This is a genomic window from Mesorhizobium sp. M0904 (assembly GCF_040319475.1).
Taxonomy (GTDB): Bacteria; Pseudomonadota; Alphaproteobacteria; order Rhizobiales; family Rhizobiaceae; genus Mesorhizobium.
Window position 1 is genome coordinate 175,924 of the sequence record NZ_JAMYOC010000007.1, and the last position, 12,917, is coordinate 188,840.

Genomic DNA, 12,917 nt, shown 5'->3' on the forward strand with positions numbered 1-12,917 from the left:
CTGCTCAAGCAAAGGTCTTGGCGAAGGCGTCGATTTCTGCCTTCAGCCTGGCGCGCAGATCGTCGGACAGCGCCTTCTCCTTGCGGATGCCGTCGAGCACGTCCTTGCCGGCCGAGCGCATATGCGACAACAGACCATGCTCGAACTTGCCGACCTGGTTGACCGCCAGCTTGTCGAGATAGCCGTTGACGCCGGCGAAGATCACCGCGACCTGCTCCTCGACTTTGAGCGGCGAGAATTGCGGCTGCTTCAACAGCTCGGTCAGACGCGAGCCGCGGTTGAGCAGGCGTTGCGTGGCGGCGTCGAGATCGGAGCCGAACTGCGCGAAAGCAGCCATTTCGCGGTACTGCGCGAGCTCGCCCTTGATCGACCCGGCAACCTGCTTCATCGCCTTGATCTGCGCCGAGGAACCGACGCGCGACACCGAAAGGCCGACATTGACCGCCGGGCGCACGCCCTGGAAGAACAGATTGGTTTCCAGGAAGATCTGGCCGTCGGTGATCGAGATGACGTTGGTCGGGATATAGGCCGACACGTCGTTGGCCTGCGTTTCGATGATCGGCAGCGCAGTCAGAGACCCACCGCCATTTTCGTCATTGAGCTTGGCGGCGCGCTCGAGCAGGCGCGAGTGCAGGTAGAAGACGTCGCCGGGATAGGCCTCGCGGCCCGGCGGACGGCGCAGCAGCAGCGACATCTGGCGATAGGCGACGGCCTGCTTCGACAGGTCGTCGTAGCTGATCAGCGCGTGCATGCCGTTGTCGCGGAAATATTCGCCCATGGTGCAGGCGGTGAACGGCGCCAGGAACTGCATCGGCGCCGGATCGGAGGCGGTCGCGGCGATGATGATCGAATAGTCGAGCGCGCCGCGCTCTTCCAGGACCTTGACGAACTGCGCCACCGTCGAGCGCTTCTGGCCGACGGCGACATAGACGCAGTACAGCTTTTCCTTCTCAGGGCCGTTGTCGTGCACCGATTTCTGGTTGAGCATGGTGTCGAGGATGATCGCGGTCTTGCCGGTCTGGCGGTCGCCGATGACCAGCTCGCGCTGGCCGCGGCCGACCGGGATCAGCGCGTCGATGGCCTTGAGGCCAGTCGACATCGGCTCGTTCACCGATTTGCGCGGGATGATGCCGGGCGCCTTGACGTCGACGCGCTTGCGTTCGGTGGCCTGGATCGGGCCTTTGCCGTCGATCGGGTTGCCGAGCGCGTCGACGACGCGGCCGAGCAGGCCCATGCCGACGGGCGCATCGACGATGGCGCCGGTGCGCTTGACGGTGTCGCCTTCCTTGATGTCGCGGTCGGCGCCGAAGATGACGACGCCGACATTGTCGGCTTCGAGGTTGAGCGCCATGCCGCGGATGCCGCCGGGGAACTCGACCATCTCGCCGGCCTGGACATTGTCGAGGCCGTAGACGCGGGCGATACCGTCACCGACGGACAGCACCTGGCCGACTTCGGAGACCTCGGCCTCCTTGCCGAAATTCTTGATCTGGTCTTTCAGAATTGCGGAAATTTCCGCGGCGCGGATGTCCATCAGCCGACCTCTTTCAGTGCAAGCTTGAGCGAATTGAGTTTGGTTTTGAGCGACGTATCGATCTGGCGCGAGCCGATCTTGACCACCAGTCCGCCGAGCAGCGATGGATCGACGGTGACCGTGATCGCCACGTCCTTGCCGGCGACGCGTTTCAGCGCAGCTTTCAGCTCGGTTTCCTGGGCAGGCGTCAGCGCATGTGCCGAGGTGACCTCGGCAGCGGTCTCGCCGCGGTGTTCGGCGGCGATCTGGCGGAACGCCTTGATCATGCCGGGCACGGCGAACAGCCGGCGATTCTGGGCAACGACGCGCAGGAAATTGCCGGTGAGGCCGGTAATCCCTGCTCTGTCGGCGATCGCGGCGATCGCCTTGGCCTGGTCCTCGCTGGAGAAGACAGGGCTCCTGATCAGCCGCGAAAGGTCAGCGCTGCCTTCGAGCATCGTTTCGAACCTGTTGAGGTCGGCCTCGACGCTGGCGACCGAATTGGCCTGCAGCGCGAGTTCGAACAGCGAACCCGCATAGCGTTCTGCGACACCTGAGATTGGCGATGACGATTGGGCCACGGACCGTCTTTTCTCTTGTCTGACAGGCCGCAGATTGTTGGCGCGAGCAAAAACTCTGGCTAAATCTTTGACCTTACTGCATTTTTCCAAGCACGGAGGCGCGGCTTCCGCTATCCCCGGTCGAAAGTCGATTGCCGTCTAGCACAGGCATTTTCAGACCGCAATGCGTCGTCCGGCATGGTTTTCAGGCACTATTGTCGCATCCGCCGGGCGAGTTCAGCAACCAACCCCGGATTGATCCCTGATTCAGGGCAAAAAGCCGAAGGCGAAGGCAAGCGGCAGCGCCGCCAGCACCAGCTCGACGACGATGGAAGCCCAGTTGAACGGCGTGTTGGCGCCGTCCGACATCATCGATAGCAGCCGGCCGAAGGCGGTGAACAGCCAGGAGAAGCCGAGCGCCATATAGAGCAGCGGCTGCGCCAAGAGGATGCAGCACAGGCTGACACCGAGATAGAAGCCCGACATCCTGCCGCGACCTTCGGCGATCGCCGCCGCCTTCTCGGGCTTGACCTGCAGCCTGAGAATCCGGAAGGCCAGCCCTGGCGCCAGGAACAGCAGCAGCCCGAAAAGCAAGGTCACCACGGCGCTTGACCATGCCAGCCACTCGCCCTGGCTCATCGGCCATGGAAACGCAAATTCCATCCTTGTCCCCTCGTAGATGCATCCCTGAAATCTCGGGCAGTTTAGCGAAGCAAGAGACATTCGCCAGATAGATATTGGACACTCACGCACGATCTCTTTCAGCGGGCGATAAGAGGTCGCCGCCGATTCCAGCTCATCCCGTCGAGCAAGCTAGGCCTGTTCCTTTCCTGTATAGTTGCTATATATTATGACCACATGAGACCACAGGAGAGCGGTTGTGAAAACGATGCAGGTTCGGGATGCCAAGGCAGGATTCTCGGCGCTCGTCGAGGCCGCGGAGAACGGCGAACCAACCATCATTACGAAGCATGGTAAACCAGCGGCGGCGATCGTCTCGATCGAGGACGTTCAAAAGCTGTATCCCGTCAAGCGCCGGAACTTCGGGGAATTTCTTTTGACCTATCCCGGAGGGATAGAACTTGAGAGGAACGAAGCACCCTCGCGGGATGTCGATCTTTGAATGGCTATCTCATCGATACATCGATTCTATCCGCCTTCGCGCCCGGAAAGCCGGAGCTTGCAAAAGATGTTTCCACATGGATTGTAACGCAAGGCGAAAAGCAGACGCTGTTCGTACCTGTAATAGCAATCGTTGAAATCGAGAAGGGCATACGCAAGCTCGATCGTGCGGGTGCTACAAAACGGGTGGAGAGTCTTACTACTTGGCTCAATGATATCATCGAAGGGTTTGCTGGTCAGATTCTGGAGGTCGATACCGATATTGCGCGAAGAGCAGGCCAAATGGAGGAAGCAGCCTCTGCGCAGGGGAGAAATCCAGGCTTAGCTGACATACTCATCGGCGCCACGGCAGCAATCAAAGAGCTTACTGTGATAACAGCCAATATCCGACACTTTGAAGCGCTCGACGTGTGGTGCTGGAACATACTGCAAGACCCGCCTGCGGCCGATTAATACACTCAAGCGAGTTACAAAAAGCTCTGCGGGTCGATGTCGACCTGGACTCGCACCGAGCCCCTTATCCTCGGTCCCTCAGCCAGCATGGTGCGAATGAACCCTTGCATGTCGGCGCGCCGTTCGCCTTGGATCAGCAGGCGAAAGCGATGGCGGCCGCCGATCAATGACAGCGGCGCCTCGGCCGGGCCGAGCACGAACAGGTCGGTGGCTTGCGGCGCGGCGCGACGCAGGCCACGGGCGTGCGCTTCGGCTTCGGCCCGTGTCACCGCGCTGACGATGACGCCGGCGAGCCTGCCGAAGGGCGGCAGCCCCGCCCGCTCACGCTCGGCGATCTCGCGCTCGTAGAAGGCCTCGGCATCGCCTGAGACGATCGCGCGCATCACCGGGTGGTCGGGTTGGAAGGTCTGCAGCAGGCCGAGGCTTTTCTTGCCGGTGCGACCGGCGCGGCCGGTCACCTGGCTGAGCAGTTGGAAGGTGCGCTCGGCGGCGCGCGGGTCGCCATTGGCAAGGCCGAGATCGGCATCGACCACACCGACCAGCGTCATATTGGGGAAGTTGTGGCCCTTGGCGACGAGTTGCGTGCCGATGACGATGTCGGCCTCGCCATTGGCGATGGCTTCAAGCTCGAGCCGCAGCCGCCGCACGCCGCCCATCAGGTCCGACGACAAGACGATGGTGCGGGCATCGGGGAAATGCGCGACGACCTCCTCGGCGATGCGCTCGACGCCTGGCCCGCAGGCGACCAGATGATCGAGCGTGCCGCATTCCGGACAGGCTTCGGGCCGGCGTTCATTGTGCCCGCAGTGGTGGCAGACGAGCTGGCCGCGAAAGCGGTGCTCGACCAGCCAGGCCGAGCAGACCGGACAGCCGAAGCGGTGGCCGCAGACCCGGCAGAGCGTCAGCGGCGCATAGCCGCGCCGGTTGAGGAACAGCAGCGACTGTTCCTTTCTTTCCAGCGTCTGCCGCATATGGCCGAGCAGCACCGGCGACAGGAAGCCGCCGCGTGCCGGCGGCGCGCGGCGCATGTCGACCGTCTTGAGATCGGGAAGTGCCGCCTCGGCAAAGCGCGCCGAAAGCACCGCCCTGCTATAGCGGCCCTGGCTGGCATTGACCCGGCTTTCGACCGACGGTGTCGCCGAGGCGAGCACGACCGGAAAGCCGCCGATATGGCCGCGCACCACGGCCATGTCGCGCGCGTTGTAAAAGACGCGATCCTCCTGCTTGTAGGCGGGATCGTGCTCTTCGTCGACGACGATCAATCCAAGCTCCCTGAATGGCAGGAATAGCGCCGAGCGCGCGCCTGCGACGACCCGCACGCCGCCTTCCGCTACCTGCCGCCAGACCTTTTCGCGCATCCTTGGCGGCAGGTCCGAGTGCCATTCCGCCGGCTTGGCACCGAACCGCTCCTGGAAGCGTTCGAGGAAGGCATGGGTCAGCGCAATTTCCGGCAGCAGGATCAGCACCTGCTTGCCGCGATCGAGCGCGGCCGCGACCGCCTCGAAATAGACCTCCGTCTTGCCGGATCCGGTTACACCGTCGAGCAGGGTGACCCCGAATGTACCGGTCGCGACATTGGCGCGCAGCGTCTCGGCGGCATCGCTCTGGTCGGGCATCAGTGAAGGCACGGCGTAGCCGGGATCGGGTGCTGCGACCACCGGCCGCGGCGGGATCATCACCGTCTGGAATACGCCCTGCGCCCGCAGCCCGTCCACCACCGTCGACGACACGCCTGCCGCATGCGCCAGGCCGGACCGCGTCCAGGCCAGTCCGCCTTCGGCTGTCTCCAGCACGCGCGTCCTCGCCTCCGTCATCCGGTCGGGTCTGGCGAAGGTGCGCTGCAGCCCTTCGATCCACGGCTCCGGATCGAACGCCTCTGGCGCCCTGAGCAGCATGCGCGCCACCATGCCGGGCGGCGACAGCGTGTACTGCGCCACCCAATCGACAAAACGCCGCATCGCGCGGTCGATCGGCGGGCAGTCGAAAACCTGCTCGATCGGCCGCAATTTCTTCGCGTCGACCTTTTCGACGACGCCGTCCCAGACGATGCCGGCGACCTGGCGGGGCCCAAGCGGAACGCGCACGATCGAGCCCGGCACCACGCGCATGCCAGCCGGCACCGCATAGGTGTAGGGGCGCTCGGCGGGCATCGGCACCAGCACCGGTGCGGCCGCGACAAAGGGCGAATCTTCGATCATGAGGCGTGACCTTGCCCCGACTTTGGTCTAGATCAAAGTCCGACCCCAAATGTGCATGACGTGCACATGAAAAATCTTCAGGAGACCGCCATGAAATTTTTTGTCGACACCGCCGATGTCAAGGAAATCCGCGAGCTGAACGATCTGGGGCTACTCGACGGCGTAACCACCAATCCGTCGCTGATCCTGAAATCCGGCGGCAAGATCGCCGACGTCACAAGAGAGATCTGCGAGATCGTCAAGGGCCCGGTCTCGGCCGAAGTCGTCGCCACCGAATACAAGGACATGATGGCGGAGGCCAAGATCCTGGCCAGGATCGCCGACAATGTCTGCATCAAGGTGCCGCTGACGCTCGACGGCCTGAGAGCCTGCAAGGACATCCGGTCGGACGGCCGCATGGTCAACGTCACGCTGTGCTTCTCGGCCACCCAGGCGCTGCTCGCCGCCAAGGCCGGCGCCTCCTTTATCTCGCCCTTCGTCGGCCGCATCGACGACAGCGGCTGGGACGGCATGGAGCTGATTGCCGATATTCGCACCATCTATGACAATTATGACTTCCAGACTGAAATCCTGACCGCTTCGGTGCGCACCGTGAACCATGTCAAGCAGGCGGCGCTGATCGGCGCCGACGTCATCACCGCGCCGCCGGCAACTCTCAAGGCACTGGTCAAGCACCCGCTGACCGACAAGGGCCTGGAGCTGTTCCTCGCCGACTGGGCAAAGACCGGGCAGAAGATCGGCTGAAGCGACTATCCTGCGAACAAAAAAGGCCGAGCAATCGGCCTTTTTTGCAGATTGCGCACTCTGGAAACACCTAGCTTGCCGCCGGCTTGCCGTGCTTGATCAGATCCTGGGCGATCGACAGCCGCAGCACATCCGCCAGTTCGCGCGCCGCACGGTTCTCGGCGTCGATCTGGGCTCGGTATGACGCGAATTCCTGGCGGGGCCTGTCGTATGACGACGGAATCGAGCGCTTGCCCCTCGCTATGACCGTGCCCGTCTTGGCATCGCTGAGCACATAGTTGGCGGTCAGCGTCACGGTGCCGGCGGTCGGCTCGTCCTCGTCGGTCGTGACCTGCTCGATTGCCGCCGATTCGACGAGTTCGGAGACGCCCAGATCAAGCGAATAGACCGGCGAAGCTGGCTCGCCGGCGCCCTGGCCGAGTGCGAAGATCAAATTGTTGCGGACCTGCTGGGCGTAGCGGGTCTTGACCGGCTTGACGGAGATCGATGCCAGCTCGGCAGCAGCGCCGACCTGCGAGCCGGCGACCAGCGGCGCGCTCGAATAGAGCGGCCGCACCGTGCAGGCGGAAACCAGCGCCACCGAGGCGAGCAGCCCGCAAAGCACGATACGGCGCACCGTCAGCTCTGTCTTTCGCGGCTTAGGCAACGACATTGACGATCCTCTGCGGCACGATGATCACCTTGCGCGGCGCCTTACCTTCGAGCGCTTTCTGAACGAAGTCGAGAGCCAGAACCGCCTTTTCGACCGCACCTTGATCCGCGTCGCGGGCAATTGTCAAATCGCCGCGTTTCTTGCCGTTGACCTGCACCGGCAGCACGATCTCGGCGTCGACGACAAGCGAGGGATCGTAGTCCGGCCAGGGCCGTTCGGCGACAAGGTCGGTGCCGCCGAGCGTCTGCCAGCACTCCTCTGCCAGATGCGGCATGACCGGCGCGATCAGGTGCACCAGGACCTCGACGGCCTCACGGCAGGCCGCTTGCAGCGCCGGACCGGCTTTGCCCTCTGCCGCCTCGTTGAGCGGTACGGTCAAGGCATTGGCGAGCTCATAGATGCGGGCGATGGCGCGGTTGAAGGCGAGCTTTTCGATGTCCTCGCCGACCGATTTCAAGATCTTGTGCGCGGCCTTGGACACTGTCCCGGCCTCGCCGTCCTTCGCCGCCTCTGGCCGGACTCCGGCGAGCGATTCGGCAGCCGTCGACACCAGGCGCCAGATGCGCTGGATGAAGCGATGCGCGCCGGCCGCACCCTCGTCGGTCCATTCGACATCGCGCTCGGGCGGCGAGTCCGACAGCATGAACCAGCGCGCCGTATCGGCGCCGTAGCCATCGGTGATCTCTTCCGGGCTCACCGTATTCTTCTTCGACTTCGACATTTTTTCGAGCGGACCGATCACCGCCTCTTCGCCGGTGGCGATTTCGAAGGCGCGGCGCTTGCCGTCGGCGTCTTCCAGCCTGACCTCGCTGGGCGCAAGCCAGCGGCCGTTCGAGGCGCCGCCAACCCGATAGGTCTCGTGCACCACCATGCCTTGCGTGAACAGGCCCCTGAACGGCTCGGCCAGATCGACATGGCCGGTCTCGCGCATGGCGCGGGTGAAAAAGCGCGAATAGAGCAAATGCAGGATCGCATGCTCAATGCCGCCAATATACTGGTCGACCGGCAGCCATTCAGTCGCGGCCTTGGGATCGGTCGGATCGTTTGCCCAGGGCGCCGTGAAGCGCGCGAAATACCACGAAGAATCGACGAACGTGTCCATCGTGTCGGTTTCGCGCCGCGCGTCCTTGCCGCAACGCGGGCATTTGACGTGCCGCCATGTCGGATGGCGATCGAGCGGATTGCCCGGCCGGTCGAACTCAATATCATCCGGCAGCTTGACCGGCAGGTCGGCTTTCGGCACCGGCACAACGCCGCAATCCTCGCAATGGATCATCGGGATAGGGCAGCCCCAATAGCGCTGGCGCGAAATGCCCCAGTCGCGCAGGCGGAAGTTCACCTTGCGCTCGGCCATCGGCCGGTTGCCGATGGTCTTTTGTTCCAGCAGCTTCGCCACCTCGTCGAACGCCTGATCAGGCTTCATACCGTCGAGGAAGCGCGAATTGATCATCACGCCGTCGCCGACATAGGCCTCATCGATGACCTGGAAGCTTCCTTGATTCTCGCCTTCCGGCATCACCACCGGAATGACCGGCAGGCCGTATCTGATGGCGAAGTCGAGGTCGCGCTGGTCACCGGACGGGCAGCCGAAGATGGCGCCGGTGCCGTAGTCCATCAGCACGAAATTGGCGACGTAGACGGGCAGCGTCCACTTCTCGTCGAACGGATGGACGACGCGGATGCCGGTATCGAAACCCTTCTTCTCGGCCGTCTCCAATGCCGCCACCGAAGTGCCCATATGGCGGACTTCGTCGATGAACTTTGCCGCCGCCGGATTGTCTTCGGCGGCCTTTTTGGCCAGCGGATGGTCGGCCGCAATCGCCATGAAGGAGGCGCCGAAGATGGTGTCGGGCCTTGTCGTATAGATTTCGAGCTCATGCTCGCCGGCGACTGGCTTGGCCAGCGGCCAGCGGATCAGCAGACCTTCCGAACGGCCGATCCAGTTCGCCTGCATCAGCTTCACTTTTTCCGGCCAGTCGTCGAGCTGATCGAGCGAATCCAGCAGGTCCTGCGCATAGTCGGTGATCTTGAAGAACCACTGCGTCAGCTCGCGCTGCTCCACCAAGGCCCCTGAGCGCCAGCCGCGTCCGTCGATGACCTGCTCGTTGGCAAGCACCGTCATGTCCTCCGGATCCCAGTTGACCTTGGAGGATTTGCGCGTCACCAGCCCCTTCTCGACGAAATCGAGGAACAGCATCTGCTGGCGGTGATAGTAATCGACATCGCAGGTGGCGAACTCGCGCGCCCAATCGAGCGACAGGCCCATGACCTTGAGTTGCTCGCGCATGGCGGCGATGTTCTGATAAGTCCAATCCTTGGGATGGACCTTGTTCTGCATCGCCGCGTTTTCGGCTGGCATGCCAAAGGCGTCCCAGCCCATCGGGTGCAGCACGTTGAAACCCTTGGCCCGCTTGTAGCGCGCCACCACGTCGCCCATCGTATAGTTCCGCGTATGGCCGATATGGATGCGCCCCGACGGATAGGGGAACATCTCCAGCACGTAATATTTCGGGCGCGGGTCGTCATTGTCGGCTTCGAACAGCTTCTTGGCGTCCCAGGCCTTCTGCCATTTGGGCTCTGACGCGCGCGGATTGTATCGTTCGGTTGCCATCGGGTGTTTTTCACTTAAAAGCATGCGCGAGCCGCCGGACAATGCCCGGGCGGCTCAGGAAATGTCGTCGCGGTGTTCACCATGGATTGCCGGACCCGTCAACTGCGGCGATCCGGCGAAAGCCAAACACAGGCAGGATATAGGCATGGCGAGCGCCGTCGAACAGCTTTTCACGGTCAAGGCAAGGATCGCTGCCGCTGAGCGCGAGGCAGGACGCGACGCCGGAGCGGTGACACTGGTCGCGGTCTCGAAAACCTTCGACGCCGCCGATATCCGCCCCGTCATCGAGGCCGGCCAGCGCGTCTTCGGCGAAAACCGGGTCCAGGAAGCACAAGCCAAATGGCCGGTGCTGAAACATGACTTCCCCGACATCGAGCTGCATCTGATCGGTCCTCTGCAATCGAACAAGGCGAAGGAAGCTGTCGCGCTGTTCGACGTCATCGAAACCGTCGACCGTGAAAAGATCGCCGCCGAACTCGCCAAGGAGATCGCCAGGCAAGGCCGGTCACCAAGGCTGTATGTCCAGGTCAACACCGGCTCCGAGCCGCAAAAGGCCGGCATCGAGCCGCGCGAGGCTGTCGCCTTCGTGGCCCGCTGCCGCTCGGTTCACGGCCTCGCCATCGAAGGGCTGATGTGCATTCCGCCGGCCGGCGAGAACCCCGGTCCGCATTTCGCGCTGCTGGAAAAGCTTGGGCTTGAGGCCGGCGTCGACAAGTTCTCCATGGGCATGTCCGGCGACTACGAAACCGCGATCGCCTTCGGCGCGACCAGTGTCAGGGTTGGATCGGCGATTTTCGGCGCCAGATGAGGCGCAGCCGGCCTTAGGCCACAGGCTGACATCGACTAAGCCAGGGTATAGAAACGGAACGTTTCGTTCCTATATGGGTCGAGTTATTCTCAACCCGTCTGGAGCCACCATGCGTTACAATCAACTTGGAAATACGGGGATGTTCGTGTCCGAACTTTGCCTCGGCACGATGACGTTCGGCGCGGCCGGCGAGAACGCCCAATGGGGCCTGATCGCCAGCCTCGACCAGAAGGGCGTTGACGAGATCGTTGCCCGCTCGCTCGCCGGCGGCGTCAATTTCTTCGACACGGCGGATGTCTATTCCTTTGGTGCCTCGGAACGGCTTCTCGGCCAGTCGCTCAGGAACCTTGGCGTCAACCGGCAGGACGTGATCATCGCCACCAAGGTTCATGGGGCCATGGGCGGAGGCCCGAACCAGCGTGGTTCCTCGCGCGGCCACATCATGGATTCGGTCGAAGGCAGCCTCCAACGGCTGCAGCTGGATCATATCGATCTCTACCAGCTGCACGGCACCGACACGGTGACGCCGATCGACGAAACGCTGCGGGCGCTAGACGACCTGGTTGCCGCCGGCAAGGTCCGCTATGTCGGCGTCTCGAACTGGCAGGCCTGGCGCATCGCCAAGGCGCTGGGTATTGCCGAGCGCAAAGGCTTTGCCCGCTTCGAGACCGTGCAGTCGTATTATTCGATCGCCGGCCGCGATCTCGAGCGCGAAATCGTGCCGCTGCTCAACGAGGAGAAGCTCGGGCTGATGGTCTGGTCGCCGATGGCTGGCGGCCTGCTCTCCGGCAAATACGGACCGGGCGCCCCCGGCAATGGCGAGGGCCGCCGCGCCAGCTTCAATTTCCCGCCGGTCAATGAGGACCGTGCCTGGGCAGCAGTCGCCGTCATGCGCGAGATCGCCGCCAAGCACGGCGTCAGCGTCGCGACGGTGGCGCTCGGCTATGTCCTGGCCAAGCCATTCGTGATGAGCGTCATCATCGGCGCCAGCCGCATGGAGCAGCTGGAACAGAACCTTGCAGCCACCGAGTTGCAGCTCGATGCCGATGATCTTGTTCGCCTCGACGAAGTCAGTGCCCTGCCCGCCGAATACCCGGGCTGGATGCTGGAGCGTCAGGCGGCCGGCCGGCGGCCGGCGCCCTTTGCGCCGAAACAGTAACTCAATCTTACCTTCTTACCTTCGTTGCTTCGGGAGCCGGCAGGCTCCCGATCGTTTTGGGCTCAGTTCAGCCGGACAGTCTCGACCAAAAAGTCCAAAAAGGCCCGCACCCGCGCCGGCAGATGCTTGCCTTGGCCGACATAGACGGCGTGGGTGAGTTCCTCGTCGCCGGGATTGAACTCTTCCAGCAGCGGCAGGAGCCGGCCGGCGGCAATGTCGGCCTCCACATGCCAGCTTGCCAGCCGGGCGATGCCTGCCCCCGAGAGCGCCATCAGCCGCATCGCTTCGCCGTCGCTGACCAGCGTATTTCCGATGATCGACAGGGTGATCGGCTTGCCGGCGGCATCGATAAAAGGCCAGCCCTCGAGGTGGCGTACGAAACGGAAGCCCATCCGGTTGTGACGATCGAGCTCGGCGGGCGTCATGGGCGTGCCACGCGCTTCGAGATACGATGGCGCCGCAACGACGACCACCCGGCTCTGCCCGAGCTTGCGCGCCACCAGCCGTGATTCGCCGAGCGGCCCGGCCCGGATGGCGACGTCAGCGCGCTCCTCCATCAGGTCGATGACATCGTCGGTCAACACCAGATCGACCGAGATTTCGGGATAGCGCTCCAGAAAACGCGGCAAAAGCGGGATCAGCCGATGCTGCCCGAAAGGCACGTAGCTGTTGATCCGCAGCCGGCCACGCGGCGCGGCACCCGCCGCCGCCTCGCGCTCGGCCGCTGCCATGTCGGCCAGGATACGCACGCCGCTGTCGAAAAAGGCCGCCCCCTCCGGCGTCAGTTGCAGCCTGCGCGTCGAACGGCTGACCAGCCGCGCGCCGAGCCGTGCCTCCAGCCGCGCGATCAGCTTGCTCACCGCCGACGGGGTCATCCGCAACGCACGGGCAGCGGCCGAAAAGCTGCCCGCCTCGACCACGCGGACGAACACTTCGATCTCGCCGGAGCGGTTGATGTCGGGTCTGGTCATTGGTGAATCTATTTCACAGACGATGTGCCCGATGCAAGGCTGGTTCACAGCACATCGCGACACGATCTTCCGAATTGGGGCGTGGGAGGAACACGGCGCCCGTCGTCAAAACTGGTCGTCATCGAA

General features: G+C 63.4%; 12 protein-coding genes. 5 read left to right on the plus strand and 7 right to left on the minus strand.

Annotated features, from left to right (window positions below):
- Window positions 1–4 precede the first annotated feature (4 nt).
- The 3 genes from atpA to NKH80_RS10090 all read right to left on the minus strand — a co-directional run bounded on the left by atpA (window position 5) and on the right by NKH80_RS10090 (window position 2,736).
- A complete protein-coding gene (atpA, locus tag NKH80_RS10080; protein WP_352450899.1) occupies window positions 5–1,534 on the minus strand; it encodes a F0F1 ATP synthase subunit alpha in 1,530 nt (509 codons plus the stop codon).
- Window positions 1,534–2,094, minus strand: a complete 561-nt coding sequence (locus tag NKH80_RS10085) for a F0F1 ATP synthase subunit delta (protein ID WP_352991356.1) — start codon at window positions 2,092–2,094, stop codon at window positions 1,534–1,536. Before NKH80_RS10085 ends, atpA begins: the two co-directional genes overlap by 1 nt.
- Before the next feature lie 246 nt (window positions 2,095–2,340).
- On the minus strand, window positions 2,341–2,736 hold the full coding sequence (locus NKH80_RS10090; RefSeq protein ID WP_352500793.1) for an AGROH133_08824 family phage infection protein: 396 nt from the start codon (window positions 2,734–2,736) through the stop codon (window positions 2,341–2,343).
- 217 nt (window positions 2,737–2,953) lie between these two features.
- On the opposite strand from NKH80_RS10090, the gene NKH80_RS10095 reads away from it, so the two are divergent.
- Together NKH80_RS10095 and NKH80_RS10100 are read left to right on the plus strand one after the other, a co-directional pair.
- On the plus strand, window positions 2,954–3,196 hold the full coding sequence (locus NKH80_RS10095) for a type II toxin-antitoxin system Phd/YefM family antitoxin (RefSeq protein WP_352479579.1): 243 nt from the start codon (window positions 2,954–2,956) through the stop codon (window positions 3,194–3,196).
- Entirely contained in the window at window positions 3,193–3,648 is a 456-nt protein-coding gene (locus NKH80_RS10100) for a PIN domain-containing protein (RefSeq protein ID WP_352767533.1), read from the plus strand. Before NKH80_RS10095 ends, NKH80_RS10100 begins: the two co-directional genes overlap by 4 nt.
- Before the next feature lie 14 nt (window positions 3,649–3,662).
- On the opposite strand, the gene NKH80_RS10105 is transcribed toward NKH80_RS10100, so the two are convergent.
- Complete coding sequence (locus NKH80_RS10105) at window positions 3,663–5,846, minus strand: primosomal protein N' (protein WP_352991358.1); 2,184 nt, start codon at window positions 5,844–5,846, stop codon at window positions 3,663–3,665.
- 90 nt (window positions 5,847–5,936) lie between these two features.
- On the opposite strand from NKH80_RS10105, the gene fsa reads away from it, so the two are divergent.
- Window positions 5,937–6,590 carry a fructose-6-phosphate aldolase gene (gene fsa / locus NKH80_RS10110; RefSeq protein WP_023678103.1) on the plus strand — a complete coding sequence of 218 codons (654 nt, stop codon included), beginning with the start codon at window positions 5,937–5,939 and terminating at the stop codon, window positions 6,588–6,590.
- 70 nt (window positions 6,591–6,660) lie between these two features.
- Here fsa and NKH80_RS10115 read toward each other — a convergent pair whose 3' ends face one another.
- On the minus strand, window positions 6,661–7,242 hold the full coding sequence (locus tag NKH80_RS10115) for an LPS assembly lipoprotein LptE (protein ID WP_352479576.1): 582 nt from the start codon (window positions 7,240–7,242) through the stop codon (window positions 6,661–6,663).
- The gene (gene leuS, locus NKH80_RS10120) at window positions 7,229–9,853 is read right to left on the minus strand and encodes a leucine--tRNA ligase (RefSeq protein ID WP_352991362.1); all 2,625 of its coding nucleotides are present in this window, start codon (window positions 9,851–9,853) and stop codon (window positions 7,229–7,231) included. Before leuS ends, NKH80_RS10115 begins: the two co-directional genes overlap by 14 nt.
- 145 nt (window positions 9,854–9,998) lie before the next feature.
- Between leuS and NKH80_RS10125 the strand changes: the two genes are divergently transcribed.
- Window positions 9,999–10,661, plus strand: coding sequence for a YggS family pyridoxal phosphate-dependent enzyme (locus tag NKH80_RS10125; protein WP_352991365.1), 663 nt, complete (start codon window positions 9,999–10,001; stop codon window positions 10,659–10,661).
- 109 nt (window positions 10,662–10,770) lie between these two features.
- On the plus strand, window positions 10,771–11,820 hold the full coding sequence (locus NKH80_RS10130; protein ID WP_352991368.1) for an aldo/keto reductase: 1,050 nt from the start codon (window positions 10,771–10,773) through the stop codon (window positions 11,818–11,820).
- Between the two features lie 62 nt (window positions 11,821–11,882).
- Here the strand turns inward: NKH80_RS10130 and NKH80_RS10135 are convergent, their stop codons facing one another.
- Complete coding sequence (locus NKH80_RS10135) at window positions 11,883–12,791, minus strand: LysR family transcriptional regulator (protein ID WP_352991371.1); 909 nt, start codon at window positions 12,789–12,791, stop codon at window positions 11,883–11,885.
- Window positions 12,792–12,917 lie beyond the last annotated feature (126 nt).

Coding starts and splice junctions, on each gene's coding strand:
- NKH80_RS10130 (WP_352991368.1), top strand. CDS start 10,771: ATGCGTTACAATCAACTTGGAAATACGGGGATGTTCGTGTCCGAACTT.
- atpA (WP_352450899.1), bottom strand. CDS start 1,534: ATGGACATCCGCGCCGCGGAAATTTCCGCAATTCTGAAAGACCAGATC.
- leuS (WP_352991362.1), bottom strand. CDS start 9,853: ATGGCAACCGAACGATACAATCCGCGCGCGTCAGAGCCCAAATGGCAG.
- NKH80_RS10115 (WP_352479576.1), bottom strand. CDS start 7,242: ATGTCGTTGCCTAAGCCGCGAAAGACAGAGCTGACGGTGCGCCGTATC.
- NKH80_RS10135 (WP_352991371.1), bottom strand. CDS start 12,791: ATGACCAGACCCGACATCAACCGCTCCGGCGAGATCGAAGTGTTCGTC.
- NKH80_RS10105 (WP_352991358.1), bottom strand. CDS start 5,846: ATGATCGAAGATTCGCCCTTTGTCGCGGCCGCACCGGTGCTGGTGCCG.
- NKH80_RS10090 (WP_352500793.1), bottom strand. CDS start 2,736: ATGGAATTTGCGTTTCCATGGCCGATGAGCCAGGGCGAGTGGCTGGCA.
- NKH80_RS10125 (WP_352991365.1), top strand. CDS start 9,999: ATGGCGAGCGCCGTCGAACAGCTTTTCACGGTCAAGGCAAGGATCGCT.
- fsa (WP_023678103.1), top strand. CDS start 5,937: ATGAAATTTTTTGTCGACACCGCCGATGTCAAGGAAATCCGCGAGCTG.